This window comes from Scandinavium sp. UTDF21-P1B (genome assembly GCF_040750395.1).
Taxonomy (GTDB): Bacteria; Pseudomonadota; Gammaproteobacteria; order Enterobacterales; family Enterobacteriaceae; genus Scandinavium.
Genome location: NZ_JBFLVD010000014.1, coordinates 276,881 through 303,323, shown reverse-complemented (window position 1 = coordinate 303,323; position 26,443 = coordinate 276,881). Strand labels below are relative to the sequence as shown.

Annotated in this window: 30 protein-coding genes and 1 pseudogene; 22 read left to right on the top strand and 9 right to left on the bottom strand. The window is 56.1% G+C overall.

The annotated features are described in order from the left end of the window. The first annotated feature begins 25 nt into the window (after window positions 1-25). The 17 genes and pseudogenes from AB1287_RS12200 to AB1287_RS12120 all read left to right on the top strand — a co-directional run bounded on the left by AB1287_RS12200 (window position 26) and on the right by AB1287_RS12120 (window position 9,717). Window positions 26-877 (top strand): GTPase family protein, encoded by an 852-nt coding sequence (locus AB1287_RS12200; RefSeq protein WP_435617929.1) that lies wholly within the window; start codon window positions 26-28, stop codon window positions 875-877. Window positions 878-1,324: 447 nt separating this feature from the next. Continuing rightward, window positions 1,325-2,053, top strand: coding sequence for a helix-turn-helix transcriptional regulator (locus tag AB1287_RS12195; protein ID WP_435617924.1), 729 nt, complete (start codon window positions 1,325-1,327; stop codon window positions 2,051-2,053). Further along, on the top strand, window positions 2,050-2,553 hold the full coding sequence (locus AB1287_RS12190) for a hypothetical protein (RefSeq protein WP_435617923.1): 504 nt from the start codon (window positions 2,050-2,052) through the stop codon (window positions 2,551-2,553). Before AB1287_RS12195 ends, AB1287_RS12190 begins: the two co-directional genes overlap by 4 nt. A gap of 54 nt (window positions 2,554-2,607) precedes the next feature. Further along, a complete protein-coding gene (locus AB1287_RS12185) occupies window positions 2,608-2,874 on the top strand; it encodes a hypothetical protein (protein ID WP_435617922.1) in 267 nt (88 codons plus the stop codon). A gap of 12 nt (window positions 2,875-2,886) precedes the next feature. Continuing rightward, window positions 2,887-3,198, top strand: coding sequence for a hypothetical protein (locus AB1287_RS12180; protein ID WP_435617921.1), 312 nt, complete (start codon window positions 2,887-2,889; stop codon window positions 3,196-3,198). Between the two features lie 57 nt (window positions 3,199-3,255). After that, window positions 3,256-3,723: a hypothetical protein gene (locus AB1287_RS12175; RefSeq protein ID WP_435617920.1), complete on the top strand. Its 468-nt coding sequence runs from the start codon at window positions 3,256-3,258 to the stop codon at window positions 3,721-3,723. A gap of 53 nt (window positions 3,724-3,776) precedes the next feature. Further along, window positions 3,777-4,319 (top strand): DUF4234 domain-containing protein, encoded by a 543-nt coding sequence (locus AB1287_RS12170; RefSeq protein ID WP_435617919.1) that lies wholly within the window; start codon window positions 3,777-3,779, stop codon window positions 4,317-4,319. Between the two features lie 89 nt (window positions 4,320-4,408). Continuing rightward, window positions 4,409-5,214: pseudogene (locus tag AB1287_RS12165) on the top strand (DUF932 domain-containing protein). Between the two features lie 18 nt (window positions 5,215-5,232). After that, window positions 5,233-5,442 carry a hypothetical protein gene (locus AB1287_RS12160; protein ID WP_435617918.1) on the top strand — a complete coding sequence of 70 codons (210 nt, stop codon included), beginning with the start codon at window positions 5,233-5,235 and terminating at the stop codon, window positions 5,440-5,442. Between the two features lie 128 nt (window positions 5,443-5,570). Beyond that, window positions 5,571-6,035 (top strand): antirestriction protein, encoded by a 465-nt coding sequence (locus AB1287_RS12155; RefSeq protein WP_435617917.1) that lies wholly within the window; start codon window positions 5,571-5,573, stop codon window positions 6,033-6,035. Between the two features lie 10 nt (window positions 6,036-6,045). After that, window positions 6,046-6,525, top strand: a complete 480-nt coding sequence (locus tag AB1287_RS12150; RefSeq protein WP_435617916.1) for a RadC family protein — start codon at window positions 6,046-6,048, stop codon at window positions 6,523-6,525. Between the two features lie 11 nt (window positions 6,526-6,536). Then, the gene (locus tag AB1287_RS12145) at window positions 6,537-6,758 is read left to right on the top strand and encodes a DUF987 domain-containing protein (protein ID WP_435617915.1); all 222 of its coding nucleotides are present in this window, start codon (window positions 6,537-6,539) and stop codon (window positions 6,756-6,758) included. A 13-nt stretch (window positions 6,759-6,771) separates the two neighbouring features. Next, entirely contained in the window at window positions 6,772-7,416 is a 645-nt protein-coding gene (locus tag AB1287_RS12140) for an antitoxin of toxin-antitoxin stability system (protein WP_435617914.1), read from the top strand. 51 nt (window positions 7,417-7,467) lie between these two features. Beyond that, window positions 7,468-7,824, top strand: coding sequence for a type IV toxin-antitoxin system YeeU family antitoxin (locus AB1287_RS12135; protein ID WP_435617913.1), 357 nt, complete (start codon window positions 7,468-7,470; stop codon window positions 7,822-7,824). A gap of 51 nt (window positions 7,825-7,875) precedes the next feature. Beyond that, window positions 7,876-8,253 (top strand): TA system toxin CbtA family protein, encoded by a 378-nt coding sequence (locus AB1287_RS12130; RefSeq protein WP_435617912.1) that lies wholly within the window; start codon window positions 7,876-7,878, stop codon window positions 8,251-8,253. Beyond that, window positions 8,250-8,741 (top strand): DUF5983 family protein, encoded by a 492-nt coding sequence (locus AB1287_RS12125; protein ID WP_435617911.1) that lies wholly within the window; start codon window positions 8,250-8,252, stop codon window positions 8,739-8,741. Before AB1287_RS12130 ends, AB1287_RS12125 begins: the two co-directional genes overlap by 4 nt. Before the next feature lie 127 nt (window positions 8,742-8,868). Beyond that, on the top strand, window positions 8,869-9,717 hold the full coding sequence (locus AB1287_RS12120; RefSeq protein WP_435617910.1) for a DUF4942 domain-containing protein: 849 nt from the start codon (window positions 8,869-8,871) through the stop codon (window positions 9,715-9,717). A 361-nt stretch (window positions 9,718-10,078) separates the two neighbouring features. Here AB1287_RS12120 and gss read toward each other — a convergent pair whose 3' ends face one another. Then, on the bottom strand, window positions 10,079-11,944 hold the full coding sequence (gene gss / locus AB1287_RS12115) for a bifunctional glutathionylspermidine amidase/synthase (RefSeq protein WP_435617909.1): 1,866 nt from the start codon (window positions 11,942-11,944) through the stop codon (window positions 10,079-10,081). Window positions 11,945-12,094: 150 nt separating this feature from the next. On the opposite strand from gss, the gene AB1287_RS12110 reads away from it, so the two are divergent. Beyond that, the gene (locus AB1287_RS12110) at window positions 12,095-12,643 is read left to right on the top strand and encodes a DsbA family protein (RefSeq protein ID WP_312625685.1); all 549 of its coding nucleotides are present in this window, start codon (window positions 12,095-12,097) and stop codon (window positions 12,641-12,643) included. Between the two features lie 113 nt (window positions 12,644-12,756). Here the strand turns inward: AB1287_RS12110 and AB1287_RS12105 are convergent, their stop codons facing one another. Beyond that, window positions 12,757-14,172 carry an aldehyde dehydrogenase family protein gene (locus AB1287_RS12105; protein WP_435617908.1) on the bottom strand — a complete coding sequence of 472 codons (1,416 nt, stop codon included), beginning with the start codon at window positions 14,170-14,172 and terminating at the stop codon, window positions 12,757-12,759. Between the two features lie 104 nt (window positions 14,173-14,276). On the opposite strand from AB1287_RS12105, the gene AB1287_RS12100 reads away from it, so the two are divergent. After that, complete coding sequence (locus tag AB1287_RS12100) at window positions 14,277-15,191, top strand: LysR family transcriptional regulator (protein WP_435617907.1); 915 nt, start codon at window positions 14,277-14,279, stop codon at window positions 15,189-15,191. A gap of 68 nt (window positions 15,192-15,259) precedes the next feature. Here the strand turns inward: AB1287_RS12100 and AB1287_RS12095 are convergent, their stop codons facing one another. The 5 genes from AB1287_RS12095 to AB1287_RS12075 all read right to left on the bottom strand — a co-directional run bounded on the left by AB1287_RS12095 (window position 15,260) and on the right by AB1287_RS12075 (window position 20,725). Then, the gene (locus AB1287_RS12095; protein ID WP_435617906.1) at window positions 15,260-16,231 is read right to left on the bottom strand and encodes an ABC transporter ATP-binding protein; all 972 of its coding nucleotides are present in this window, start codon (window positions 16,229-16,231) and stop codon (window positions 15,260-15,262) included. Further along, entirely contained in the window at window positions 16,228-17,205 is a 978-nt protein-coding gene (locus AB1287_RS12090) for an ABC transporter ATP-binding protein (RefSeq protein ID WP_435617905.1), read from the bottom strand. The genes AB1287_RS12095 and AB1287_RS12090 overlap by 4 nt, the downstream gene beginning before the upstream one ends. Beyond that, entirely contained in the window at window positions 17,198-18,043 is an 846-nt protein-coding gene (locus tag AB1287_RS12085; protein WP_435617904.1) for an ABC transporter permease, read from the bottom strand. Before AB1287_RS12085 ends, AB1287_RS12090 begins: the two co-directional genes overlap by 8 nt. A gap of 6 nt (window positions 18,044-18,049) precedes the next feature. Continuing rightward, complete coding sequence (locus AB1287_RS12080; RefSeq protein WP_435617928.1) at window positions 18,050-18,994, bottom strand: ABC transporter permease; 945 nt, start codon at window positions 18,992-18,994, stop codon at window positions 18,050-18,052. 138 nt (window positions 18,995-19,132) lie between these two features. Continuing rightward, window positions 19,133-20,725 (bottom strand): ABC transporter substrate-binding protein, encoded by a 1,593-nt coding sequence (locus tag AB1287_RS12075; protein WP_435617903.1) that lies wholly within the window; start codon window positions 20,723-20,725, stop codon window positions 19,133-19,135. Window positions 20,726-20,966: 241 nt separating this feature from the next. On the opposite strand from AB1287_RS12075, the gene yghU reads away from it, so the two are divergent. Next, the gene (gene yghU / locus AB1287_RS12070) at window positions 20,967-21,833 is read left to right on the top strand and encodes a glutathione-dependent disulfide-bond oxidoreductase (RefSeq protein ID WP_312625677.1); all 867 of its coding nucleotides are present in this window, start codon (window positions 20,967-20,969) and stop codon (window positions 21,831-21,833) included. A 236-nt stretch (window positions 21,834-22,069) separates the two neighbouring features. Then, window positions 22,070-23,092 (top strand): diguanylate cyclase domain-containing protein, encoded by a 1,023-nt coding sequence (locus AB1287_RS12065; protein WP_435617902.1) that lies wholly within the window; start codon window positions 22,070-22,072, stop codon window positions 23,090-23,092. On the opposite strand, the gene AB1287_RS12060 is transcribed toward AB1287_RS12065, so the two are convergent. Both AB1287_RS12060 and AB1287_RS12055 read right to left on the bottom strand, forming a co-directional pair. Beyond that, complete coding sequence (locus AB1287_RS12060) at window positions 23,042-23,329, bottom strand: DUF2623 family protein (RefSeq protein ID WP_312625674.1); 288 nt, start codon at window positions 23,327-23,329, stop codon at window positions 23,042-23,044. The two genes, AB1287_RS12065 and AB1287_RS12060, sit on opposite strands and share 51 nt — an antisense overlap. A gap of 67 nt (window positions 23,330-23,396) precedes the next feature. Further along, entirely contained in the window at window positions 23,397-25,016 is a 1,620-nt protein-coding gene (locus tag AB1287_RS12055; RefSeq protein WP_435617901.1) for a methyl-accepting chemotaxis protein, read from the bottom strand. 285 nt (window positions 25,017-25,301) lie between these two features. Here AB1287_RS12055 and AB1287_RS12050 point away from each other — a divergent pair, with 285 nt between their 5' ends. Continuing rightward, window positions 25,302-26,342: an aldo/keto reductase gene (locus AB1287_RS12050; protein ID WP_435617900.1), complete on the top strand. Its 1,041-nt coding sequence runs from the start codon at window positions 25,302-25,304 to the stop codon at window positions 26,340-26,342. The last annotated feature ends 101 nt before the right edge of the window (window positions 26,343-26,443 follow it).

The window sequence follows — 26,443 nt, the reverse complement described above, 5'->3', positions numbered from 1 at the left end:
AGATTATCCGTGGCGATTCAATGCCCTGAAACAACAGCTGTCTCTCCTGCCCGAAACACTCTCCCGCACGATACTGAACCGCATCCGCCAGCACATCCATTACGAACCCGTGATTGGCATCATGGGTAAAACAGGAAGTGGAAAAAGTTCGCTCTGCAATGCCCTCTTTCAGCAGCCCCTTAGTCCGGTCAGCGATGTGCAGGGCTGTACCCGCGAACCGCTTCGCTTCACGCTCGATATTGGCGGGCGTCGCATGACGCTGGTCGATTTACCCGGTGCCGGAGAATCTCTGGACTATGACCGTGAATACCGGCAGCTGTATAAAGATCAGTTACCGACGCTGGATCTTATCCTCTGGGTGATGAAAGCGGATGACCGGGCCTGTGCGACCGATGAAGCGTTTCACCGGTTCCTGCTCAATTGTGGCGTCTCACCGGGCAGCATTGTCTTCGTCATTAACCAGGCCGACAAGGCGGAACCCTCGCTGGAATGGGACAGGGAAGCGTGTCTGCCCTCCACCGGCCAGTTGCTGACGCTGACCGCCCGAAGCGCAGCCATCTCACGGCAGTTCTCCTGTCCTTATCCGGTGCATGCGGTGTCAGCCAAAACCGGCTACAACCTGGCCCGTCTGGTCGAAACCATGATATTTGCCCTGCCCCCGGAGGCCAGCAGCGGCTTGTTTCGTCAGGTCAGGGAAGAGCACCGGACTGCGGAGGCAGAGAGTACCGCCCGACAGGATTTCGGCGATCTGCTGGGTGAGTTATTCAGCCGGATAGTGGACGCCATTCCGCTGCCAAAGGCGGTCCGTGAAGCGCTGGGAACGATCCGCGACGGCATTGTGAATGCCGCTTCTGCGCTGTGGCACTTACTTTTTTGAGGTGGTGGAAATGATACTCAGGACACTGACATGGCCCCTGTTACGCATGCTGCTGCGCTATATCCGAAGACAGGTGGTTAACAGGATCCTGGATTACTGCCGGCGCGCAGGCTGGCCGGAGAAAGAGATCCACAGCGTCCGTTGGGCTCTCATCGTTCTGTTTCGCATCTTACTGCGTTTACTGAGGGCGAGATTAATAAAACGCAATACTGCAGCCACCTTCAGCCCTGACAACGCCTCCTGCTGACCGGCTTTATGACAGGGTATGACCGCATAACGCTGATCCGCTAAGCAATGTGAAATTATCATCGTAAATTCAGACAGTTATCGTGGGGAAAATATTTCATCTTTTCTGCCGCGCTGTCTTATCGCTGGTCATATCCTGTCCACCCCGTCCTGCATAATAACCGCATGAGTTATCTCGGTATTTTCATTCACGGAGGGCATATGCGCGCCACGGCCCCTGCGCCCCGACACGACAGGCTGGCACTCAGGCTGTCAGTTATTATCAGCCGGCTTTTTGCCGGTGAATCCCTTTCACTGAAAGCGCTGTCCGGTGAATTTGGCGTATCTGAACGCACCCTGCGCCGGGATTTCTCTCAGCGTCTGCTGCATCTGGATCTGACCGGCGATAACGGCTGCTGGCGGTTACGGACGAACCCGATGCGCGATCATACTCCTGGTGCGCTGGCGTTTGCCCGCAACACCGGAATAGCTCGTCTCATTCCCTCACAGAGCCGTCATCTGATGCAGCTGTTGATGGATGAAAACGGCACATCTCCATGCCTGATAGGCCATGTACAGCAGCCAGCAAGGATCCTCCCGGACTGCTTTCAGCGGCTTGCTGAAGGCATTTACCACCACCGGATGGTCAGCCTGCTGGTTAAGGGCATCCGTCACGACCACCTTGAGCCCTACCGGCTGATTTTCTCACAGGCATGCTGGTATCTGGTGGCCTGCAGGCAGGGATCCATTCACGTCTTCTCGCTTGACGAGATTATCTCCGTCTCGCTTTCAGAGCAGCATTTCAGACATCGCAACGAGACTAACGCACTTATCGCCATGGAGGACTTCATCAACGCCCTTCCGCATTTTCACTTTATCAGCAACGTCATTCATACCTTCAGGGAGCATTCTCCCGAACCTCAGACCAGACCAAAAGGAGTTAAGACATGAAACATGGTACAGCCCTGCTGCTCAGCGCAGGAATGATGCTGGCATCGCTGTCGGCCGTAAATGCCGCTACGCCCGACACACTTATACAGACACACCACCAGCGCTGCGGAAAGCCCGTCTTCTATGCGCAGACCGTTAACCACAAAAAGGAAGTCGAGATTTGCATCATCACGCCGTCGGTATCGTATTCATTCGGCAGGACCGGCGCAGAACATAAGGAGATGGACATTAGCGTACCGGCAAACACCACCACGTACGCTTACCAGAGCAATCAGGTTATCAGTCTGCAGAAATTCACAGTCAGAAACGGCGACACCTCATACCAGGTATCTGCTGGGACAAACGATGAAGGCAGACCGTTCGCGTCCCTGGACGTTTACCAGGGAACACCTGAGGCGGGTAAGCATCTGGCGGAAATCCGGCTCGACCCGAATACGGTGGTGAACAACATCAACCATGCACTTGAACAGGAAGGCGTAGCGGAATCTGACAGCCTCTGAGCAGAGGCGTTTTAACGAATGGATATTAACACAATGATTAACAGGCCATTAAAAATGACAATGGTGCTCCGGGGCGCGTTACTGGCCGTCACGCTGCTGTCAGCGCTGGCCCTGAGCGGCTGTGGTGACAAAAACGAACGTGAGTTTATACGGGGTTGTAAGTCCGGTGGCGGGACCACCGCTGTCTGCGGCTGTATCTGGGATGAGCTGAAGACGAAATATACCCACGGGGAACTGGAGAAAATGAACCAGCAGTACGGCTATGTCCCCCCACGTTTTATGGACAACATGCTGAGCGCCGCTCAGCAGTGCAGAAAATAAGGACTGAACAGAATGACGCTAGTGATTAAATATTTCGCAATTGCCTTCGGCATCGCGCTTGTGGTCGTCCTGTTTAACGTGTTCGGGAGCACCGACGAAATCCGCAGTTTCGGGCAGGGGATGGGGTATCTGTTCTGGATGACACTCGGTCCCGGTGCCGGTATGACCATCGGCGCGTTCCTGCGCCAGTGGCTGATGCCGGACAGCGTCTATACCACCGGCGGAATGGGCTGTCTGTTAAAAGCCCGACTGTTCTGGCTTGCGGGTCCTCAGTGTATCGGCTGGCTGGCTGGCCTGATGACGGTTGGCAAACAGCTTATGTAACGCCCGCAACAGCGGCATCAACAGCTGCCGGCTTCTCGATAATTTAAGGAAAAGTTCATGCGCAAACTATCTGCCGTTCTGCTGGTAACAACACTGGCATTCACTGGCTTCGCTCACGCTATCCCCAATATGTGGACCAGCGGCTTCGGCATGGGGGTGACCGAATACATCATCACCAGCCCCGAAAATGTGATGTTTAACCTCAACTGCACAGGCAACCCCGATGAGCAGAACCTCCTGCAGCATCACGTCATGCTCACCTTTCCCGATGGTTCCGGGGCAGACTCACATGACGACCATACCGCCATCACGCTGGTAATAAATGATCGACAATTCCCGCTACCTTCGTCTCTGGGATGGCGTAATGCGGACAATGCCTGGTCGCAGTTTATTACGGCCCTGGGACAGGCTGCATATTTTGATGTGTATGTGAATGACAGGAAAGCCGGCAGTTTTAACCCGGGGATCAGAAATACGCAGCAGGAACTGAAAAATATGAGCGACTGTGAAAATACCGCCGGTTAATTCCCGGAAACACTTCCCTCACTCCTCACTCATTTAATACAGGAACTTAGTTTATGACGGATATCACAATTAATACCCTCAGCCAGCGGCTGAATACCCGTACGCTGCATTTTGTCCTGCTCAGCATGGCAACCTGCGGCGTCTGGCCCCTGCTCTGGCTTTACAAAAAGCAGGATATCGTCAGCGAAACCACGGGTTATCCGCTTTACGGCAATTTGTTTGTTATCTGGCTGACCGTCTGTTTCGGACTCAGCCGCCAGTTGGGTGCCATGGCAGCGCCTGACCCGTACGGTTACGACTCAACCGGCGATATCCTGCTGGCCATCAGCGGGCTGCTCTCAGTAGCCAGTGGTGTGATGTATGTGGTCTGGGCTTTTAAGGCCAGAACCGCGCTGCGTCACTATGCGCTGAACACGTTTCGCTTTGACCTGAAGATGAACGTCTTTTATACCGTGCTGTTTAACGTCTTCTACATCACGTACTGCATCAATGACATGCAGCAGGCGCTGGCGAAACACCAGATTATTCACAGCAACACCACAACACCGGGTGAACCTGCTCCGGCCCAGGCGGCAGAACAGACAAACCAGCCCTGACCATTACTAAAGCACCAGTATTACTCACCACCGACGCCCTGCTCATCCGAGCGGGGCGTTTTCTTTTGTTTCTCAGAAAGGAAATTTCCATGCGCTTAGCCAGCCGTTTTGGCGCTGCCAGCCTCGTGCGCCGCGACCATCCGTTAACCCGCGATGAACTGGCACACTATGTGCCCAGCATCTTCAGCGAAGAAAAACATAAATCCCGCAGCGAGCGTTACACGTACATCCCGACCATCACCTTGCTGGATAACCTGCAGCGGGAAGGCTTCCAGCCGTTCTTTGCCTGCCAGACCCGCGTGCGTGACCTGAATAAACGCGACCACACAAAGCACATGCTGCGCCTCAGGCGTGAGGGGCAAATCACCGGCAAACAGGTCCCCGAAATCATCCTGCTTAACAGTCACGACGGCTCCAGCTCATACCAGATGCTGCCGGGGTTGTTTCGCTTTGTCTGCCAGAACGGGCTTGTCTGCGGCGAAACCTTTGGGGAGGTGCGCGTGCCGCATAAGGGTAATGTGGTGGAGAAAGTCATTGAAGGGGCTTATGAGGTACTGGGAATATTTGACCGGGTTGAAGAAAATCGGGATGCGATGCAGTCGCTGTTACTCACGCCACCGGCACAGCAGGCTTTTGCAAAAGCCGCCCTGACGTACCGCTTTGGTGAAGAGCACCAGCCGGTAACGGAAGCACAGATACTGACGCCCCGACGCCATGAAGACCGTCAGGACGACCTGTGGTCAGTTTTCAATCGTTGCCAAGAGAACCTTCTGAAAGGGGGTCTGCCAAAGGTAAACGCAGCCATACCCGCGCGGTTAGAGGCATAGATGGCGACGTTAAGCTCAACCGGGCGCTCTGGGTAATGGCAGAACAACTGCAGCAGGCGCTGAGCTGATGCAGCACGTTCCTGCGAATGCCTGCCAGACAGTGGTCTGGCCCGTCTCTCTGCAAAACCAGCCCGGCTGCCGTTCTGTATCCGACGATGACCTCTGCGCCTGGTGCAGGCATCTCTGCTACCGGCCTGGTGAACTCAGCCTGTGCCGACTGTCTGTGGCTGACGGCATCTGGCCCTCACAGTGCGATGCTGATGGCTATGCACAGTCCTGCCCACAACTGCTTCTAACCACACCGTCTGCTGAACTTACCCACCGGTAACGTCTTTCTTCGCCATCACGCCTCAAATCACCTTTTCCATACATCAGGTTCCCGTTAACCGGAACCGCACTTATGACCTTTCAAAAGGAATAACCGATGAATAACACCACAAATCTGCAAACCCTTTCAGACACCGAAAATACCAACACCCTCACCGCCACGTTGCTGCCTGATGAGCAGCGCATTGGCTTCTGGCCGCAGCACTTTGGCAACATACCGCAGTGGATAATCCTTGAACCGCATATCTTCGCCTGGATGGACCGCTTCTGCGCGAACTACAACGGAGGTATCTGGAATTTTTACACCCTCAGCAATGATGGCGCGTTTATGGCTCCGGAGCCCGACGGTAACGACGGTGAAAAATGGACGCTGTTCAACCCGATGAATGGCAACGGCGCGGAAGTGAGCACAGAGGCCGCCGGAATAACCGTCTGTCTGATGGCTTACAGCCACCACGCCATGCGCACCGAATGCGACGCCATGACGGAGCACTATTACCGTCTGCGAGACTATGCACTCAACCACGCGGAATGCAGCGCCATCATGCATATCATCGACTGAGGACCCCACTATGGAAACACAGTTACCGCTGTTTGCCGCCAAATTACCGGCATCCGCACAGCACACCATCCGTGAGGCATTAACCCTGCTGGAACGTCAGTTACGTGAACCCGGAGTGTCATTTACCTCCAGTAGCTCAGTACGTGACTGGCTGCGCCTGCAGCTTGCCACACTGGAGCGCGAAGAATTTACCGCGCTCTTCCTCGATAACCAGCACCGGCTGATTGCGCATGAAACTCTCTTCACCGGCACCATCAATCATACGCAGGTCCATCCACGGGAAGTCGTGAAGGCTGCACTGAAACATAACGCTGCTGCCATGCTCGTGGCGCACTGTCATCCTTCAGGGCACGCAGAGCCCAGCGATTCAGACAGACGGATCACAGAACGTCTTAAGCAGGCGCTGGACCTGGTGGATATCCGCCTGCTGGATCATCTGGTTGTTGGCGGGATGGAGATCGTCTCGCTCGCTGAACGCGGCTGGCTGTAAGGGGGCCGGTGATGAAAATTATCAGTAAACGTCAGGCCATGGCGATTTACCGTCAGCATCCACAGTCCCGGCTGTTTCGCTTCTGCACCGGTAAATACTCATGGTCCGGCAGTATCTGCCACTATGCAGGGCGGGAGGTACAGGATGTCAGCGGTGTGCTGGCCGTCTTCGCGGAGCGCCGTCAGGACCGCAACGGCCCGTATGTCGTCCTGCGCAGCGTCACGCTGAACTAAGTAAGGAGAACAGATGAGCCAAGTTATCTCCACCACCGTTTATACGCTGGATGAACTATCTGAATCCGCCAGGGAGAACGCCCGTAGCTGGTATCGTGAGCATGCGCTGAACGATGACTGGTATCAGAACGTGTTTGACGAGTTTACCGACATCTGCAGCATCCTGGGCGTGGATATTAAGCTGTACCGGGTTCCTCTCCTGTCGGGCAGCAACCGACAGCACCACTGCATCTGGTTCAGCGGTTTTTGCCATCAGGGAAGCGGCGCTGTTTTCGAGGGGGATTATGCTTACCAGCCGCAGGCGGTATGCCGGATCAGGGAACACTTTCCTGAAGACGCTGACCTTCACCGGATTGCCGATTCACTGCAGACCATCCAGTTACATAACAGCGGCGAGCTTCGCGCCACAATCCGTCATCACGGTCAGCATATCCATGAATCCTGCATGGCAATCGCGGTCGAACGCCACAGCCCCTCCGGGCAGGACATCACCACAGACAGTGAGGCGGCGATAAGCGAAACCATCCGGGAGCTGGCCCGATGGCTATACGACTGGCTGGAAAGCGAATACAGCTGGCAGACCTCCCCCGCCATTGTTGACGAAGACATCATCGACAATGAATACACCTTCACCGGATCCGGCCAGCGCTTCGGCTGACCTGATGTCCATTAAACAACGTTTCTTAATTCAATTTTAACGAGGTTAATCATGCCAGATATTCCCGCCACAGATGACAACATGGACGTACCGCGCTGGGGTCTGCATCGCGATATCACACCGTGTTTTGGTGCACGACTGGTGCAGGAAGGCAACCGACTGCACTATCTCGCCGACCGCGCCAGCATTACAGGAACCTTCAGCAATGCGGATTTACGCCATCTCGACCAGGCGTTTCCGGTACTGATGAAGCAGCTGGAGTTGATGCTGCTTTCCGGTGAGCTTAATCCCCGCCATCAGCACTGCGTCACACTGTATGCGAAAGGGCTGACCTGTGAATCAGATACGCTGGGGTCGCATGGGTACGTGTACCTGGCGATTTATCCGACACCAGCAACAACCGCGTAAAGTTTCTTACTCCTTATCCTTGTTTTTACACATCAACAAAGAGATCCAGCTATGCAAACCCAACCACTATCCTCAACACGGGAGGCCTCACCACGCCCGTCTCCCGTGGAGATCTGGCAGCAGCTCCTGAGCCACCTGCTGGACCAGCACTACGGTCTGACGCTGAACGATACGCCGTTTGGCAACAATAGGATGATTCAGGAGCATATCGACGCCGGGGTATCACTGTGCGACGCGGTGAACTTCATCGTGGCAAAGTACGACCTGGTCCGTACTGACAGACGCGGCTTCGTCGCAGAAACACAGTCACCACTTATCGGCAGTATTGATATCCTCCGAGCCCGGAAGGCGACCGGGCTGTTGACCCGTCATGGCTACAGACCTGTAACAGATCTCATTACCGGCAAATACAGAAAGGAACAACAATGAAGCTGTCCCTGACGGTGGAAGCCGACGCCATCAACGTACTGGCCCTCAATATGGGCCGGATCACCATAGATATTGACGGCATTGAGCTGGCCGACCTGATCAATGTGGTCTGTAGCAGCGGCTATTCACTTCGTATTGCTGATACCCCCGGGAAGCTAATTGTTGAAGATCCGCTACCAGCTGTCACCCGCCTGAGCGGGCTCCAGTGCAGTACCACGCATATTACCTGTGAGGATAACGCTATCCTCGACCTGACCACTCTTCAACGCCACGACGGCGGCAACAGCGACTGGATACTGTACACCGGTTACGGTTACCTGCTCAGACTTAGCGCTCGCTTATACCCGGTGCTGGAACTGAAGCGAATGGGGCTTTCAAAAGACAGCCGTCGGTTAGTAACCACGCTGATACGACGTTACAGGATCGATATTCTTCATCTGGATGCAGCGGGCGACCTGTTGCCCGGTTTTGCCACTTTCGACTGGTAGGCTCTCATTCCGACATATTCAGTCTCTGCAACACATCCGGTTAGAATAATCACAGCTCAATATTCACCCTACGCATAAGCGCCAGCCCTCACCAGCTGGCATTTTGCTTTATATAAAGGAAATAAAAATGTCAGAACTGACTCTCACCGAATCCGAAGTTTTAACCGATCACACCGACGTGATTTGCTCCACCAGCATTGAGCGCATCGTCACTGGACGTAATGCCGCACTGGTACAGATTGAAGCGCTCATTCAGCAACTCAACGATATTTCAACTCTGACCCGCAGTATCGGCGGGAAAGCCGCTCTGGACTGGGCTATGAAGCAGGACTTCCGCTGCGGCTGTTGGTTGATGGAAAAAAGAGAAACGGCAATGAAGGCCATATATCGCAATCTCGATCGCGATATATGGCGTGACTTAATGAAGCGTTCAGGGATGCTTTCCATTATGGATGCCCAGGCTCGTGAGCAGTGGTATAACAGCCTGGAGAAAGACGAAATTCCCGCTATCAGTGAAGAAAATATCCTGAGCACATTTAAACAATTGCATCTGAATAAAGGTGAAGTATTTGAACGTGGTGTGATTAACGTGTTTAAGGGGCTGAGCTGGGATTACAAAAGCAATAGCCCGTGTAAGTTTGGGAAGAAAATCATCGTGACAGGGCTGGTGAAATATGACCGTTGGGGATTTGGTATTAACTGGGGCTGGCAGCGTGATCGACTGGCAGACCTTGAGCGCATGCTGATGTTACTGGATGGAAAGCCTGTCCCCGACAACCGCGCTGACGTTACCCGTCGCCTGGGAGACCATATCCATGAGAACCGGCACAGTACCCGATATGAAAATGAGATGTTTGCAATCAGGTACTTTCAGAAGGGAACAGCACATATCACCTTTAAGCGCCCTGAACTGGTCGATAAGCTGAATAACATTATCGCCCGGCACTATCCAGGGATGCTGCCCACTCAACAGTAAGGAGCCAGTTTATGATATCATTTTCACACTCTGATAGTGCTCAGTACTATTCCGCAAAAAGCCAGAGCGCTATGCCATCAAAAAGGGTTCAAATGGACGTAAAAATTCCCGTTCAACCGTCAAATTTTGACGCCCTGCAGAAGGGGGCTTTACTGGGGGCCCAGGCATTTATAGAACACAACAAAAACCATATAAATCAGTATACATACAAATTAAAATCCATTCCGAGTCCGGGCACCACTATTTAAAGAACCCAGCCTATGGCTGGTTTTTTGCTTTTTGGCATCCGGACTCTGCATCGAATTTGGTTCGATGATTCGCTCGCGGAATGACACCCTCATCCCGCGAGCAAAACTCAGGTCTACTCTTTCCGGCTCTCCACTATCAGCGGCTCGATATCGCTCTCTTTCTTGATGACCAGAGACTCATCACCGCGAAGGCAGGTGCCACCATAGTTGCCACCCACGGTGAAGGTGCACACCTGAATGTACTTGCCGTCGACGTTGGGCAGGCACCAGAGCTGCTGGTAGATATTTTTACGGTCGACGAACTTGCCTGAGCTTTGGTCCAGCAGCTCTTCATCGTGGCTGACAAGGTCGATGTTGCTGCCGCAGCGGCCTGAAATCGGCTTCACCGCATAGCCGGTTTTCGCCAGCTCCTCATTGACCACAAAATCCGTATCCAGCAGATAACGGTGATTCGGGAAGAGCTGCCAGAGCACCGGCAGAATAGCCTTGTTGCCCGGCACCACAGTCCACAGCGGTTCAAAGACCATCACTTCCGGACGCAGCAGCACGTCCATCAGGCGTACTTCATTATCCGGGTGGCCCGTGCGAATCGGCACCGCGGCGAACTCGGTTTCGCTCACCTCACGCACCTGCTCAATGGCGGTTTCCCACGCCCAGGTTTTCCACACGCAGTTAACCGGGCGGTTATCACCGTCAATCAGCAGCCCGGCGGCATCCCAGCGTAGCTCGTCCAGGCCGTAGAGAATTTTGCTGTCAAACCCGGCTTCCGTCAGCGCCTTTTGCATAAAGCGGGCGTGATAATTTTCCTCCAGATCTTTGTCCTGCATGATGTGGACAAACGGGCGAGCGCTGCTGTGTTTCCACGCGCCAATCAGTTCACCTAACAGCTCTTCTGAAGGGTTATAGCCTTCGCCACGATAGCCCGTTTTTGCCCACTGCTCCAGAATCAGGCCACCTTCGGTATGGCACGACGCCGAATCGGCGTTGTACTCATAGACCTTCAGCCCACGCTCATCCATGCAGAAATCCATGCGCCCGGTGATCATATCGTGGCGACGCCGCTGCCAGGAAAGACGTAAGCGTGGCCAGAGGATTTTCGGGATGTCGAACAGCGCCAGCAGCGAGTCATCCTTCATCACCTTGTCGGTGGCGTGCAGATACATCAGGTGCAGTTCGTTGGTCGCCTTCACCAGCTCCTGCTCGGCGCACTCGGTGATGGTGAAATACTGACAGGGATCATGATTGATAAAGTGACCGTTGGCCCGAACGTAGGCGGCCTGCAAAGGCTCCTGCTCGTTCAGCCATGCGCCATCGAACTGACCTTTATTTTCCAGGCGCGCGCCCTGAATATTCAGCGCTTTCCCCGGCAGCGCGGGCTGCGGCAGGCTGTGTTCATTGTTTTCCGTCTGGATCATCCACCCCAGAATGGTGGTGTCATCAAACGTGTCTTCAATGGTGTAGTGCCCGCCCTTCACGACCAGCGTCAGCTCGCGCGTCCACTGCTGGCCCTGCGGCAGAGGGTGATGAATCACGTTCTGTTCGGCGACGCGAACCTTATTACCCACCAGCTGCGTGATGACCGCCACGTGGCCCGTTTCATTAAACTCACCGCCCTTCTGCCAGATCAGCAGCGAACCCGCCACCGGTGGCCGTTTTGAGCCATTGGCAAACGCCTGCAGCGGCAGAAGATTGTCGTTTACCACCTGGCGCAAAAAGCGCAGGGAAAAAATCTCATAGGCCATGCCGACATCGGTAAATACAAAGCCGTAGGTCAGGAACAGAAAGCGGCGCGCAAACTCAACGCACTGCCATTTGTGGCCCATGTATTCGTTATCTATATAGCTGCGAAAAGAAACATCGCTGTGAGAGAAATCAGGACCTAAACTGCTGTAGTTTGAGGAGTAAATCGCCACGCCCCCCGGCGCATACCCTAACAACGTTCCAAAAGGTGCATCACTGCCGGAGATTCCAGTACTCATTCTTCCAACCTAATTTTTCGTTCGGGGGAGCAGGCGGCTTACTGAATTCCTGTCGTCGTCTGCGCATTGCCAATGTTCTGACAGAAGTGGCTTAATCATACACCTCGCAGATAAGATAATCGAAACGACAACACAACATCAGGAGTCAACATGAGCTTACAGGCACAGGCGCTGGAGTGGGGGCACGGTCCAAAAACTTTCGAGGTTTTTCTGGAACCTACCTGCCCCTTCTCGGTAAAAGCGTTCAACAAACTTGACGCACTGCTGGCCGCCGTCGGAGAAGATAAGCTGACGATAAAAATCCGTTTGCAGTCACAGCCGTGGCATCTTTTCTCTGGCGTAATCGTCCGCTGCATTCTTGCCGCATCAACCTTGCCGGACGGTAAAGCCAAAGCCAAAAAAGTGATGCAGGCGGTGGCAGATCGTCGGGAGGAGTTTGAATTCACGGATCATTGCAGCGGGCCGAATATGCAGGCCACGCCGCAGGACATTCTGGAACGTATTGAACGCTACAGCGGCGTACAGGTCGCCGAAGCGTTCGCGGTGCCGGAGCTGCAAACGTTGATTAAATGGCACTGTAAATACGCCCGCCAGAACGGGATCCACGTGTCGCCGACGTTTATGGTAAACGGGCTGGTTCAGCCAGATTTAGGCAGCGGGGATGATATTGCCGTTTGGGCTGAGCGAATTCTGGCATAACCACTGAGCGTTGCCCGGTGTCTGATTGCCCGGTGGCGGCTGACGCCTTACCGGGCCTACAGTTGAGTGTTCACCCAGGCCGGGCAAGTCACGCGCCGCCCGGCCATCCAACGTTATCCCACCAGCAGCGTTTTCGCTTCCAGATAAGCCTGTATGCCCCATTTGCCCATTTCGCGGCCCAGGCCGGACTGCTTCATGCCGCCGAACGGCGCTTTAGGTTCATGTGCCATCGTATTGACCAGCACACGACCCGATTCAATTTGCTGCGCAACGCGCACTGCACGTTCGGTGTTGCTGCCAAGCACCATCGCACTCAGGCCATAGGTCGTGTCGTTAGCGATAGCCAGCGCTTCGGCTTCATCATCGTAAGGGATCATCACCAGCACCGGGCCAAAAATCTCTTCACGGGCAATGCGCATCTGGTTATGCCCGACAAAGACGGTCGGCTTCACGCCCCAGCCCTGCGTCATGCCCGCCGGGCGCCCTTCTCCGCCAACCAGCAGCTTCGCCCCCTCTTCCACGCCAAGACGAATGTAGTCCTGCACGCGCTGCCATTGCTTGCGGCTGACCATCGGGCCGATATCGGTATTTTCATTACGCGGATCGCCGGACTGCACCTTACTTACCGCCTGAACGAACGCCTGTTCAAATTCCGTCTGGCGGCTACGCGGCACCAGAATACGCGTTCCGGCGACGCAGGCCTGCCCGCTGTTCATAAAGCCTGCTGCCAGCGCCAGCGGCACGGCCCGATCGGTTTCGGCATCGTCCAGAATAATCGTCGGTGACTTCCCGCCGAGCTCGAGCGTCACGCGCTTCAGGGTCCGCGCCCCGCTTTCAACGATGTGCTTGCCTACCGCCGTCGAACCGGTAAAGGAGATTTTGGCGATGTCGGGATGATGGTTAATCGCGTCGCCCACCACCTCGCCGCGCCCGGTAATGATATTGAACACGCCCGCCGGAATACCGGCTTCATGCAGCGCTTCGGTCACAACCTGAGTCTGAATGCCGCTCATCTCGCTCGGTTTGATCACCGCCGTACAGCCCGCCGCCATCGCCGTGGCAAGCTTATTGCAGATAAACCCGGCGTCGCTGTTCCACGGCGTGATGAGCCCCGCCACGCCCACCGGAGTCATGATCACCTGCGCGCTGCCAGCCCGCTCAACAAATTCGAAAGACTCCAGCGCCTCAATTGCCTGAGCAATCACGTCAGCCGGGTATTGCGCCATCCAGCGCCCGCGAACCGCAGGTGCACCGTATTCCGTAACGATAGCCTCCAGAAGCTCATCCTCACGCGCCGCAACGGCAGCGTGCATACGCTTCAGCACGGCGATACGCTCTGCTTTCGTCGTGCGGGACCAGGCAGGAAACGCCGCTTTCGCTGCCGCGATCGCCCGTTCGGCGTCGACTTCATCAGCCAGGCGCACGGTGCCAATTACCGCTTCGGTTGTCGGGTTGAACAGTTCAAAGCGCTCTTCGCCGTGCGGAGTAACGAATTCGCCGTTGATGTAAATGCTGTCGATGTGCTGCATGGTATTCCCCACATATTCAGTTTGTGGAGCGAGTATAGAAACGGATGACCGCTACGATAAGAGGGTCTATCCTGAATGGACTGTCACGAAAATCGGGATAATCTATGCATCGCACAGGATTCACGGAGCTGGAAGTGGTGCTCGCCGTCGCCCATCGTCAAAGTTTTCGCGCCGCGGCGCGCGAACTCGGCATGTCCGCCACGGCGGTCAGCAATGCCGTTGCCGGGCTGGAAAGCCGTCTGAAGGTGCGCTTGTTCAACCGTTCCACCCGCAGCGTAGCGCTGACGCCTGCAGGCGAGCGCTACGTCGAGCGGATTGCGCCTGCGCTGGCGGAAATTCAGCGCGCGTCGGAAGAGATCGCCGCCGTCCCCGATACGCCCACCGGCACGCTGCGCATTAACGCTCCGCAGGAGAGCGTGTCGATACTGTATGAACCGTTGCTGGAAATATTCCTGAAACGCTACCCGCAAATACGGCTGGAGATCACCAGCGAATCGCGGCTGGTCGATATTGTGGCGGAAGGCTATGACGCGGGGATCCGCCTGGCGGAATCCGTGCCTCAGGACATGATTGCCGTACCGCTCACGCCGGACATCCGCATGCTGATCGTCGCTACGCCGGAGTATCTGGCCAGACACGGCACGCCGCAGTCGCCGGATGATTTACTGAAACATCAGAGCGTCGGCATGCGCATGTCCCACGGCGGCATTTATCACTGGGAGCTGGAGCGCAACCAGCAGAAAATCAACGTCAACGTGCCGCCGCGTATCGTGCTTAACGAGATGCGCGCCATTCATCGCGCCGCCCTCAGCGGGATCGGCATCGCCTTTATTTCCAACTGGTTTGTGGATGAGGATATCGCCGCCGGGCGGCTAATCAGCGTGATGGACGAGTGGAGTCAGCCGTTTGGCGGCCTGCAGCTCTACTACCCCGGCAGACGTCACGTTCCGCCGGGGCTGAAGGCGTTTATTGAGCTAGTGCATGAGCTGCGCAATGAAAGCCGGGTGGCGCTGCGCTAACCCGGCCTGCGCTTTTTGTAGGCCCGGTAAGGCGTAAGCCGTCACCGGGCAGATTTCGCAGGTAAAACTCAGACCTTAAACAACCAGCACGCCGCAAAATGGCGCGGGGCAATCTCCTGCATCGGCGGCTCCTGCTCGCGACAAACCGGCATCACCTGCGGGCAGCGGCTACAGAACCGGCAGCCGCTGATTTCCGCCGTCGGGCCCGGGATTTCCCCTTTCAGCCCGCCGTGATCGAGATGACGCACGCGCGGATCGGGCTGCGGTACGGAGGCCAGCAGCGCTCGCGTATACGGATGCGCCGGGTGCTGATACAGCGTATTGGCCTCTGCCACCTCCACCAGCTTGCCGAGATACATCACGCCAATCCGGCTGGAGATATGGCGCACCATCGACAGGTCATGGGCGATAAACAGATAGGTCAGCCCCAGCTCCTGCTGTAAATCCTGCAGGATATTCACCACCTGCGCCTGCACCGACACATCAAGCGCCGAGAGCGGCTCGTCGCACAGCACAAACTCCGGGCGTACCGACAGCGCGCGGGCGATGCTGATGCGCTGGCGCTGCCCGCCGCTGAACTCATGCGGGAAACGCTGTAAATGCTCCTGCTTGAGCCCAACTTTATACAACAGCTCTTGCGCACGATCGCGCTGGGTCTGCTTGTCATAGCCATGGATCTGCATCGGCTCAGACACCAGCTGCTGCACGGTCATACCGGGGTTCAGCGAGGAGTACGGATCCTGAAAAATGGCCTGCATCCGGCGACGCAGGGGCTTGAGGGTTTTCTCGTTCGCCTGCGCAATCTCCTGCCCGGCAAAGGCAATCTCGCCGGAGGTGATGTCGAACAGCCTCAGGATCGCCCGCCCGAGCGTCGATTTACCGCAGCCGGATTCGCCCACCAGGCCAAAGGTTTCGCCCGGCAGAATATCGAAACTGACGCCGTCGACGGCCCTGACCGTCAGCCCTTTTCTCATCAGGCCGCCGCCGAGGGAATAGTGCTTACGCAGATCGCGTACGCGAATTAATGGCTCCTGACTCATGCGGGGATCTCCTTGTCCTGCCATAGCCAGCATGCAGTGCGGTGGCCGTTATTATTGGCGTAAAACGGTGGCTGCTTGTCACACTGCGCCATCTTCTGCGGGCAGCGTTCAGCAAACGGGCAGCCCGGCGGCGGGTTGAGCAAACCTGGCGGAGAGCCTTCGATCGGCGAAAGACGATGCTCAGGTTCGTCTGCACGCGGTAAAGACGCCAGCAGCCCGCGGGTGTACGGATGCAGAGGCTGCCAGAAAATGTTCTCCACGCTGCCCTCTTCCATCACTTGCCCGCCGTACATCACCACCACGCGGCTGCATACCTGCGCCACCACGCCGAGATCGTGGGTGATAAGCAAAATCGCCGTGCCGGTTTCCTGCTGCAGCGATTTCAGCAGACGCAGGATCTGCGCCTGAATGGTCACGTCCAGCGCAGTGGTCGGCTCATCGGCAATCAGCAGCTGCGGACCGCAGGAGAGCGCAATGGCAATCATTACTCGCTGGCGCATCCCGCCGCTGAACTCATGGGGATACTGGTCAAAGCGCCGCTCTGCATCCGCAATGCCCACGCGGCCCAGCATTTCAACCGCTTTGGCTTTCGCCTCACGCTTCGACAGCCCTTTATTGCGGCGCAAAATTTCCGTCATCTGGCGGCCAACGGTCAGCACCGGGTTCAGCGCCGTCATCGGATCCTGGAAGATCATCGCGATATCGTTGCCGCGAATACGCCGCATCTGCTCCGGCGTTTTCCGCGCAAGATCTTCACCGCGAAAGCGCACATGGCCGCCGGTGATTTTGCCGGTATTACCGAGCAGCTGGATCACCGACTTACAGGTGACGCTTTTGCCGCAGCCCGATTCTCCGACGATGCCGACAAGCTCGCCGGGCTGCAGCGCAAAGCTCACCCCGCGCACCGAATGCACTTCGCCGTCGCGGGTAAAGAACGACGTTGTTAAGTTTTCGAGTTCCAGTAAGTTATGCATCACGGTTGGCTCCCGGCTCAAAGGCGGTGCGGAACACGTCGCCCAGCACGTTAAAACTGAACACCGTCAGCAAAATGAGAATGCCCGGGAACATCGCCAGCCAGGAGGCTTCGCCGATATAGGACTGAGCGTTGTTCAGCATACTGCCCCAGGACGCGGCGGGCTGCTGCACGCCAAGCCCGAGGAAGCTTAACGTCGACTCCATCAGAATCGCGGAGGCGATATTCAGCGTGGCGGCGACGATAATCGTTGGCAGCACGCCGGGAATAATGTGGCGCACGATGATCCGCAGCGGATGCTCACCGGACGCGCGGGCGTAGAGCACATATTCACGTTCCTTCACCGACAGCGTTTCGGCGCGGATCATGCGCGACATGTTCATCCACGTCAGCAGACTGATAATCAGGATAATGCTCTCGACGCCCGGCTTCAGGTACGCGTTAAGCACCAGCAGCAGGAAGAACGCCGGGATCGCCATCAGGATTTCGACGGCGCGCATCATCAGGTTGTCGATCCAGCCGCCAAAATAGCCGCTAAGGGTGCCAACTACCGTGCCAATCAGGGTGGAGAAGATCATCACCAGAAAGCCAACCATCAATGAGATCTGCCCGCCGTAGAGCGCGCGGGTGAAATAGTCGCGACCGTATTCATCGGTGCCGAACCAGTGCTCGGCATCGGGCGGCAGCATGCGCGCGCCGAGCGCCATCTGGTCCGGATCGTAAGGGCTGAACCCCGCCGCCAGCGCCGCGAGAATAAAAATGAAGAGCACCAGCAGGGAAAACTGCGCCGGACGATTCCGTTTCAGCTGGTGACGAACGTTTTGCCATCTTCTGCTCATCGTCTGCTACCTCAGCGTCCGGATACGGGGATCGGCGAAGCGATATAACAGATCCGCCATCAGGTTGCCGAGGATCAGCATCAGCGACGACAACAGGATGATTGCCATGATCAGCGGATAATCCAGCGAGGCGATCGCCTGAATGCCCAGCAGGCCCATGCCCGGCCAGGAGAAGACGCTTTCGGTCACGTACGCGCCCACGATCAGCTCGCCAAACGACAGGCCAAACAGAGTGATCACCGGCAGCAGCACGTTTTTAAGCACGTGACGAAACAGGATCGTGCGGTAAGTAGCACCGTAGGCTAACTGCGTCTGCACGTAGTCTGCAGAAAGCTGACCGATCGTGTTCGAGCGTACGTAGCGCACATAGTTGGAGAGGTTGTAAAAGGTCAGCGCAATACATGGCAGCACGCCGTGGCGCACGACGTCGGCCCAGCTATCCTCGACGCCAATCGTACGCATCCCCATGCTCGGCAGCGCGTTAAGCTGCACGGCAAACACGGTAATGAGCAGAATACCGAACCAGAAAATCGGCACGGAGATGCCGACATAGGCAAACAGGTTGAGAAAGTGATCGAGCCAGCGGTGCTTAAACGCGCCCGCCAGCAGGCCAAGCGGCACCGCGAGGATAATCGCCAGAACCAGCGAGGCCCCCATCAGCCCGAGCGTGGCGGGAATGCGTTCGACAATCATTTCCAGCACCGGACGATGGTAGATAAGCGAATAACCGAGGTCGCCCTGAAGGACGTTTTTCAGCCACAGGAAGTATTGCGTGACCAGCGGTTTATCGAGCCCGAGGCTGTGGCGGATACGCTCGATATCCTCTGGCGCCATCCTCGGGGTGATATACGCCTGCACCGGGTCACCCGGCGCAAGCTTCACCAGCAGGAACGCCACCAGCGAAATAAAGAAAAGCATCGGCAGCAGTTGCAGCAGCCGACGCGTCAGCATTGAGTTCACGACATTCCCTTCACAAAACTGGCCGCTGAGAAAGTGCCCGGTGGCGCTACGCTTACCGGGCCTACGGGATTGGTAGGTCGGGCAAACAACGTGCCGCCCGGCACAGAGTCAGCGTTCAGATATCACTGATTATTTTTGATAAATCTTCGACAGATCTTGGAACATATAAACCGGCTTAGGTTCGGCTTCTGCGGTACCGCCAAAGCGTTTATCGACCGCGACCGTCGCATTGGTGTAGGCGATTGGGTAGTACGTCATATCGGTCGCTACGGTCTGCTGAATCTGCTTGTAGATCTCACCGCGTTTGGCAGCATCTGTTTCAATCGCGCCTTTATCCCACAGCGCATCGAACTGCGGATTTTTGTAGTGCGCATAGTTGTAGGCTTCGTTGCTCATAAACAACGACTTGTAGCCATCTGGCTCGGCACCCATGATGTAGCCGCCGAGGTTCAGCTCCCAAGCGGTGTTTTTCATGTCGAGGCTGCGCTGCGACATGGCGTTGGCGTCCAGCGGCATCAGCTCCACGTTAATCCCCAGCGCCTTCAGCTGCTGCTGAATGTAGAGGCTCATGCTTTCCTGGGTTTTATTGGTGTTCACATAGGCCAGACGCAGCTTCAGATCTGCCGGAGCACCCGATTCCTTCAGCAAATCCTTCGCTTTTTGCAAATCGAACTTGTACTGGTCCACGTCGTCCGAGTGGTACAGCGTGTCCGGCGTCAGGAACGACGTGGCCGGTTTGGCGTAATCCTGTGAGGTGAACGCAGTAGTGACAAGGTCATCCTTGTTGATGGCATAAGCGATTGCCTGACGCAGCGCTTTGCTCTGCATCACCGGCACGTTCTGGTTGAAAGTCATGTACGCCAGACGCCCTTCCGGATAGGTCACGAAGTCGAATTTGCCGGTGTTTTTCAGGCGTGAGACGTCCTGTGGATCGACCATCTTCAGGTTGATTTCGCCGTTTTGCAGCGCAAGGTTGGCGGAGTTGCTGTCTTTGGCGAAGCGGTAGGTCACGGAATCGAGCTTCGCTTTGCCGTTCCAGTAGTCATCAAAGCGGGTCAGCGCGTAGTACTGCCCGGCACGATACTCTTTAAATTTGAACGGGCCGGAGCCCACCGGCGCATCGTTCTTGCTGCTCTTTTCCAGATCGGCTTCGTTGGCGAACACGTGCTGCGGAATGGGGTAAATCTGCACCAGGGTGCCGACGAACGCGGCGCTGACCTGCGGCAGGGTAAATTTCACCGTCAAATCGTCAACTTTGCTCACCGCAACCGGCTTACCGCCAAACATAAACATGCTGCGGAAGAAGCTGTGCTGCTTTTCATCCAGCAGTTTGTTAAAGGTGAAAACCACGTCGTCGGCTGTCAGCGGCTGGCCGTCCTGCCATTTCAGGTTCGGCTTCAGCTTCAGGGTGTAGCTGAGATTATCGGCGGACGGCGTCAGGCTTTCGGCCAGGCCCCATTCGATTTTGCCGTCGTTGTAGCTGTAAAGCGGTGCATAAAGCGCCTGCATGATAGTCAGCGTCGTGCGGTCGCTGGCGTAAATTGGGTTCACCGCCAGCGGATCGCCGGAGGTAATGCCGATAATCAGCGAACCGCCCTCTTTCGGCGCGGCGTTCTGATTTGCCGTCGGAGCGTTTACGGTGTCTTTATTTTTTGCGTCATCGCATCCCGCGAGACCGAAGGCCAGCGAGATCATCGCGGCGGAGAAAACCAACTTGCGCATGCTTTATTAACTCCTTGCCATCATTATTTTTTGTCTGCTTTACGGTGCAGTTCGCCGTGCATAGTGGAGCCTTTGCCACACGATTTGAAATGCGATTTTTGTTTAAGCTTATATCCGAAACGATCTATATAAGATGTTTTTAAAATAAGCCGTTAGCCCCATCACGCCGCTGAATGCTAAAGCCTGGCATTATCACCTGCTACACTGCCTCAATACGTCAACCAACAAACCAGGTACTCATATGTCTGACACTAACTATCAGCCTCCGAAAGTCTGGGAGTGGAACAAGAACAGCGGCGGCGCGTTCGCCAACATCAACCGTCCGGTCTCCGGCCCAACCCATGAAAAAGCGCTGCCGGTCGGGACGCACCCTTTGCAGCTCTACTCGCTGGGTACGCCGAACGGCCAGAAAGTGACAATCATGCTCGAAGAGCTGCTGGCGCTCGGGGTAACCGGCGCGGAGTATGACGCGTGGATGATCCGCATTGGCGAGGGCGATCAGTTCTCCAGCGGTTTTGTCGAGGTCAACCCAAACTCCAAGATTCCGGCGTTGAGCGATCATTCGGTCAATCCGCCGCTGCGCGTATTTGAATCTGGCTCAATCCTGCTCTATCTGGCGGAAAAGTTTGGTCACTTCCTGCCGAAAGATCCTGCGGCTCGTACGGAAGCGCTGAACTGGCTGTTCTGGTTACAGGGCTCGGCACCGTTCCTCGGCGGCGGCTTCGGCCACTTCTATAACTATGCCCCGGTGAAAATTGAGTACGCGATCGATCGCTTCACGATGGAAGCCAAACGCCAGCTCGACGTACTGGATAAGCAGCTGGCAAAAAATCGCTATGTGGCGGGCGAGGAGTACACCATTGCCGATATGGCAGTCTGGCCGTGGTACGGCAACGTGGTGCTGGGTGCGGTGTATAACGCCGCAGAATTCCTTGATGCGGAGAGCTACAAAAACGTGCTGCGTTGGGCGCAGGATGTCGGCAATCGTCCGGCGGTGAAGCGCGGGCGTATCGTCAACCGCGCGCAGGGGCCGCTTAACGAGCAGCTGCATGAGCGCCACAGCGCCAGCGATTTCGACACCAATACCGAAGATAAACGCCAGGGATAATCCCTTCCCGTCGACCGGACGTCATCGTCCGGTCACAACTCACAGACAAAGAAGGGAAAAAGCGTGGTTTTTCCCTTCTTTGTGGGAAAGTAGCCGAAAATCAAAATTGATTTTCCTTGTTTGTTCAGGAAAGCTCATTGACCGGACAAACACCCGGTCACTTTTTTCTCACACGATATTTACACGCCAATACATTATTAGTATGAATATGTCTTCCTCCGGCATATGGCATATAAATGTCTGAAATCGCCCTGAAACAGCAGATCCAGAATCTGAAAAAGCATAACGCCCGGCTGTTGCGCATTGCCCGTGACGCAAAGAGCAAGCTCAGCGCTGCTCTCGATGGTACCGGGCTTTGTTTATGGCAGCTGGATATTCCCAGTGGAAAACTCATTATTTTTAATCGTCGCTGGGGCGCGATGCTCGGCTATCAGCCCAAAGCTTTGAGCGCTCATTTCGACGTGTGGCGGGAACACCTGCACCCGGAGGATAAGCAGCGGGTTTTAGATGCGTTTTATAGTCATCTGGAAGGGAAAGCGCCGTATTACGAAGCGCTGCACCGCATGCTGCACAAAAACGGCACCGTCACCTGGGTGTTAGACAGAGGGCGGGTCAGTGAATGGGACGCCGACGGCAGGCCGCTGAAGATCACCGGCACCCACATCGATATGACCAAAGAGAAGCAGTACGAGGAACAACTTTCCCGGTTGGCGAATCACGATCCGTTAACCGGGCTCGCTAACCGCCATGCGTTGCTGAAGCATTTCTCGCGCATGCAGCTGGGTGAAGCCATGTGCGTGGCCTTTATCGACTTAGACGATTTTAAAGCGGTGAATGACCGGTTTGGCCACCGCTGCGGCGATGAGCTGCTGATGCAGCTAAGCCAGCGCCTGCGCGAGGCCTGCCCGCCGGAGTCGGTAGTCGGGCGGCTCGGCGGCGATGAGTTTGTCCTGTTGCTGCCCTTTTCACTCAACAGCCTGCTGGTCTGGAGCACCGCCCACAACTGCCTGCGCGCAGCGCTGACGCCGTTTGAGCTGGCAAGCGGCACCGCCACGGTCGGGGCGTCAATTGGCATCAATGAGGTGCAGGTCGAAGACGATTTCAGCGCGGCGCTTCTGCGGGCCGATATTTCAATGTATCAGATCAAGCACACCGGAAAAAACGGCGCGGCGATTGGTCAGACGCTCATTTCACTCTCTAACGAAGATTCATCGCTCGACGCGATAGCCCGCCATGAAGTAGCGTACCGCCGCCTCTGAGTTCTTCTCGCGAAAGAAATCCATCACCATATCTCTGTCGAGATTGTAGCGGCGCGTCAGCACGCCCGCTTCCCACGCGCTGAGCTGCCTGTCTCCCGTCTGCTCAAACATCCGGTGACTGAAGCCCAGCACGAATCCCCGCTTGTAATCCGCGCAGTACTGCCCAACGTTTGCCGCAGCTTCAGCCTGTGCCGCATTCAATCCGGCCATCAGACCTTTGCCAAAATGGTTGTCCATTGCATCCCCTCAAATATCGCTATATAAAAAATTATATAGCGAAATTTTGAGCGTGATCCAGTGAAATTTAGAAAGCTACCCATTCCGGGGAAGGCGGTGTTTTTGGTGTAAACGGCGTCTCGGGCACGTTCAGATTGTCATCTTTTGCCAGACGGAACTGCTGCACCGAACGCTGGAGCACCTGCGTCTGCTGCTCCAGCGCCGAAGCGGCAGCGGAGACCTGCTCCACCAACGAGGCGTTTTGCTGGGTGACGCTGTCCATCTGCGTGATAGCGACGCCGACCTGCGATATCCCTTTACTCTGCTCTGACGAGGCGCTGGCAATTTGCTTCATCAGGGTCGTCACTTCCTGAACGGCACGGAGGATAGCATCCATCGTGCTGCCGGTGTCGTTAACCAACCGCACGCCGCTGTCGATGCGCGTAACGGAATCCGCAATCAGCCCTTCAATCTCTTTTGCCGCACCGGCGCTGCGGCTCGCCAGGTTTCTCACTTCCCCGGCCACCACCGCAAAACCTCGTCCCTGCTCACCTGCCCGGGCCGCTTCCACCGCCGCATTCAGCGCCAGAATGTTGGTCTGGAAGGCAATGCTGTTGATGACGGTGGTGATTTCAGCAATTTTCTTCGAGCTGTCGGCAATTCCGGACATGGTTTGCACCACGGACTCCACAAGCGCCCCGCCTTTGCCCGCCGTTTGCGAGGCAATATCCGCCAGCTGGCTTGCCTGCTGCGCGTTATCGGCATTCAGTTTGACGGTGGCAGTCAGCTGTTCCATGCTTGCCGCCGTTTCTTCCAGCGCAGACGCCTGTTCTTCCGTGCGCGAAGAGAGATCGTTGTTTCCGGAAGAGATTTCCGTCGCGCCACGCCAGATATTTTCACTGCCGTGGCGGATTGAGCTAACCGCATCGCGCAGGCTCTCCTGCATGCTGTTCAGTAATGGCACCAGCTGCCCTACGCAGTTACGACCAAACGGTAACATTGGCTGGCTGAGATCGCCCTGCGCCATCAGCCGGAAATGCTGACGCACGCGGTCAAGCGGTTTCACCAGCATCGTAACCAGATAGCGGTCGGAAAAGAGCAGCAGCAACAGGCCGATAACAACGGCAACGATGATAAGCGTGCGGGTAACGGACGTGAGGTGATCCACCACCTGGCGGGTATGGTCGAGCGCACTATTGGCCTGGGTATTAAATTTCTCAGTGCTTGCACCAAAAGCGCGGCTGAGGGCGGGTGTAACGTTACTGGCCTGCTGACGATACGCTTCTGCGGAGCCCTGTGTCGCCAGCTGCATCTGGCGCGTAACGCCGTTATCCAGCAATGCCTGCCAGCTGGCGAGCGTTCCGGCAGATACCTGCGCATCCATCGGACCCGGCGAAATCTCTTTTAACGCCTCCAGCTTGTGGCGCATGTTATCCAGCGCCTGCTGTGCCGGAGCGAAGTCCGGAGTACTGCCTGCCGCTTTGCTCTCCATCGCCCGGCTCAGGCGAGTGACAAAACGAAAATACTGATCGTTGCCCTGGCTCAGCAGCGTCATTTGCGTTACCAGCGCCCTGTCCACCTCATTGCCCTGAGAGACTTTCGACAAAGAGTAGACGCTGTAAAGCCCAACGCCGGACCACAGCAGTCCAAAGATACCGAGGATGGTCAGCATGACCAACCGGATAGTAAAGTTACGAAGCAAGTGCATAAATTCTCCTGGCCGTTGCAAATATATTGTGATGTTCGTCACAGATACCTCGTTATCGGCAGCACCCTGAGAATTTCTAACCTTTTGTGATTATTTTTTTATGAAACTTTCACCACAGGTAGCGGTTGAACCACGCCAGGGTCCGCTTCCATGCCAGCGCCACGGGGCCTGGTCATTGCGTATACCTTATTAATCGCCAGCAGTGTGATCGCCCGAACTTACCGGAACATTTTCAGGCGCTAATATAGAAACGTCGTTTCAAAATACAGACCAGAAGGAGCTTCTATGTCCTGGCTCGCCAGTTCCGAACGTTATCAACAGATGCAGTATCGCTATTGCGGCAACAGCGGGCTGCAGCTGCCTGCGCTGTCCCTGGGGTTGTGGCACAGTTTTGGTCACATTCAGTCGCTTGATTCTCAGCGCGCGCTGCTGCGCAAAGCCTTTGACTTGGGCATCACCCATTTCGATCTTGCCAATAACTATGGCCCGCCGCCGGGCAGCGCAGAGGAAAACTTTGGCCGCCTGCTGCGGGAGGATTTTGCGGCATACCGCGATGAGCTGATCATCTCGACAAAGGCCGGGTACGATATGTGGCCGGGCCCGTACGGCTCCGGTGGTTCGCGCAAGTATCTGCTGGCAAGCCTCGACCAGAGCCTTAAGCGTATGGGCGTTGATTATGTCGACATTTTCTATTCCCACCGCGTCGACGAGAAAACGCCAATGGAAGAGACCGCCGCCGCGCTGGCCCAGGCCGTGCAGAGCGGGAAAGCGCTGTACGTCGGGATTTCGTCCTACTCGACCGAGCGCACACAGCAAATAGTGGCGCTGCTGCGCGACTGGAAAATCCCGCTGCTGATCCACCAGCCGTCTTACAACCTGCTGAATCGCTGGGTCGATAAAACCGGGCTGCTTGATACGCTGGAAGAGAACGGTGTCGGCTGCATTGCCTTCACGCCGCTGGCCCAGGGGCTGCTGACGGGGAAATACCTGAACGGCATCCCGGACGGGTCCAGAATGCAAACTGAAGGCAAAAAAGCGCGAGGGCTGACGGAAAATATGCTCAGCGAGAGCAATCTGCAAAGCCTGCGGCTGTTGCAGGAGATGGCGCAATCGCGCGGGCAAAGCATGGCGCAGATGGCGCTGAGCTGGCTGCTGAAGGATAGCCGCGTGACCTCGGTGCTGATTGGTGCCAGCCAGCCAGAGCAGCTGGAGGAGAACGTGCAGGCGCTGACCAGCCTGACCTTTACGCCGCAGGAGCTGGCGCAGATTGACCAACACGTGGCCGACGGGCAGCTGAATTTATGGCAGGCTTCTTCGGATAAATAAGCACAGGCGGCTCTCCCTCTCCCCGGCCCTCTCCCTGAGGGAGAGGGAGAAAATCAAAAACAGCGCATTGTTGAGTTCCCTCTCCCTTTGGGAGAGGGTTA

Excerpts from the sequence above, each read along its gene's own strand:
- AB1287_RS12195 (WP_435617924.1), top strand. The coding sequence starts at position 1,325 with ATGCGCGCCACGGCCCCTGCGCCCCGACACGACAGGCTGGCACTCAGG.
- AB1287_RS12190 (WP_435617923.1), top strand. The coding sequence starts at position 2,050 with ATGAAACATGGTACAGCCCTGCTGCTCAGCGCAGGAATGATGCTGGCA.
- AB1287_RS12185 (WP_435617922.1), top strand. The coding sequence starts at position 2,608 with ATGACAATGGTGCTCCGGGGCGCGTTACTGGCCGTCACGCTGCTGTCA.
- AB1287_RS12180 (WP_435617921.1), top strand. The coding sequence starts at position 2,887 with ATGACGCTAGTGATTAAATATTTCGCAATTGCCTTCGGCATCGCGCTT.
- AB1287_RS12175 (WP_435617920.1), top strand. The coding sequence starts at position 3,256 with ATGCGCAAACTATCTGCCGTTCTGCTGGTAACAACACTGGCATTCACT.
- AB1287_RS12170 (WP_435617919.1), top strand. The coding sequence starts at position 3,777 with ATGACGGATATCACAATTAATACCCTCAGCCAGCGGCTGAATACCCGT.
- AB1287_RS12160 (WP_435617918.1), top strand. The coding sequence starts at position 5,233 with ATGCCTGCCAGACAGTGGTCTGGCCCGTCTCTCTGCAAAACCAGCCCG.
- AB1287_RS12155 (WP_435617917.1), top strand. The coding sequence starts at position 5,571 with ATGAATAACACCACAAATCTGCAAACCCTTTCAGACACCGAAAATACC.
- AB1287_RS12150 (WP_435617916.1), top strand. The coding sequence starts at position 6,046 with ATGGAAACACAGTTACCGCTGTTTGCCGCCAAATTACCGGCATCCGCA.
- AB1287_RS12145 (WP_435617915.1), top strand. The coding sequence starts at position 6,537 with ATGAAAATTATCAGTAAACGTCAGGCCATGGCGATTTACCGTCAGCAT.
- AB1287_RS12140 (WP_435617914.1), top strand. The coding sequence starts at position 6,772 with ATGAGCCAAGTTATCTCCACCACCGTTTATACGCTGGATGAACTATCT.
- AB1287_RS12135 (WP_435617913.1), top strand. The coding sequence starts at position 7,468 with ATGCCAGATATTCCCGCCACAGATGACAACATGGACGTACCGCGCTGG.
- AB1287_RS12130 (WP_435617912.1), top strand. The coding sequence starts at position 7,876 with ATGCAAACCCAACCACTATCCTCAACACGGGAGGCCTCACCACGCCCG.
- AB1287_RS12125 (WP_435617911.1), top strand. The coding sequence starts at position 8,250 with ATGAAGCTGTCCCTGACGGTGGAAGCCGACGCCATCAACGTACTGGCC.
- AB1287_RS12120 (WP_435617910.1), top strand. The coding sequence starts at position 8,869 with ATGTCAGAACTGACTCTCACCGAATCCGAAGTTTTAACCGATCACACC.
- gss (WP_435617909.1), bottom strand. The coding sequence starts at position 11,944 with ATGAGTACTGGAATCTCCGGCAGTGATGCACCTTTTGGAACGTTGTTA.
- AB1287_RS12110 (WP_312625685.1), top strand. The coding sequence starts at position 12,095 with ATGAGCTTACAGGCACAGGCGCTGGAGTGGGGGCACGGTCCAAAAACT.
- AB1287_RS12105 (WP_435617908.1), bottom strand. The coding sequence starts at position 14,172 with ATGCAGCACATCGACAGCATTTACATCAACGGCGAATTCGTTACTCCG.
- AB1287_RS12100 (WP_435617907.1), top strand. The coding sequence starts at position 14,277 with ATGCATCGCACAGGATTCACGGAGCTGGAAGTGGTGCTCGCCGTCGCC.
- AB1287_RS12095 (WP_435617906.1), bottom strand. The coding sequence starts at position 16,231 with ATGAGTCAGGAGCCATTAATTCGCGTACGCGATCTGCGTAAGCACTAT.
- AB1287_RS12090 (WP_435617905.1), bottom strand. The coding sequence starts at position 17,205 with ATGCATAACTTACTGGAACTCGAAAACTTAACAACGTCGTTCTTTACC.
- AB1287_RS12085 (WP_435617904.1), bottom strand. The coding sequence starts at position 18,043 with ATGAGCAGAAGATGGCAAAACGTTCGTCACCAGCTGAAACGGAATCGT.
- AB1287_RS12080 (WP_435617928.1), bottom strand. The coding sequence starts at position 18,994 with ATGCTGACGCGTCGGCTGCTGCAACTGCTGCCGATGCTTTTCTTTATT.
- AB1287_RS12075 (WP_435617903.1), bottom strand. The coding sequence starts at position 20,725 with ATGCGCAAGTTGGTTTTCTCCGCCGCGATGATCTCGCTGGCCTTCGGT.
- yghU (WP_312625677.1), top strand. The coding sequence starts at position 20,967 with ATGTCTGACACTAACTATCAGCCTCCGAAAGTCTGGGAGTGGAACAAG.
- AB1287_RS12065 (WP_435617902.1), top strand. The coding sequence starts at position 22,070 with ATGTCTGAAATCGCCCTGAAACAGCAGATCCAGAATCTGAAAAAGCAT.
- AB1287_RS12060 (WP_312625674.1), bottom strand. The coding sequence starts at position 23,329 with ATGGACAACCATTTTGGCAAAGGTCTGATGGCCGGATTGAATGCGGCA.
- AB1287_RS12055 (WP_435617901.1), bottom strand. The coding sequence starts at position 25,016 with ATGCACTTGCTTCGTAACTTTACTATCCGGTTGGTCATGCTGACCATC.
- AB1287_RS12050 (WP_435617900.1), top strand. The coding sequence starts at position 25,302 with ATGTCCTGGCTCGCCAGTTCCGAACGTTATCAACAGATGCAGTATCGC.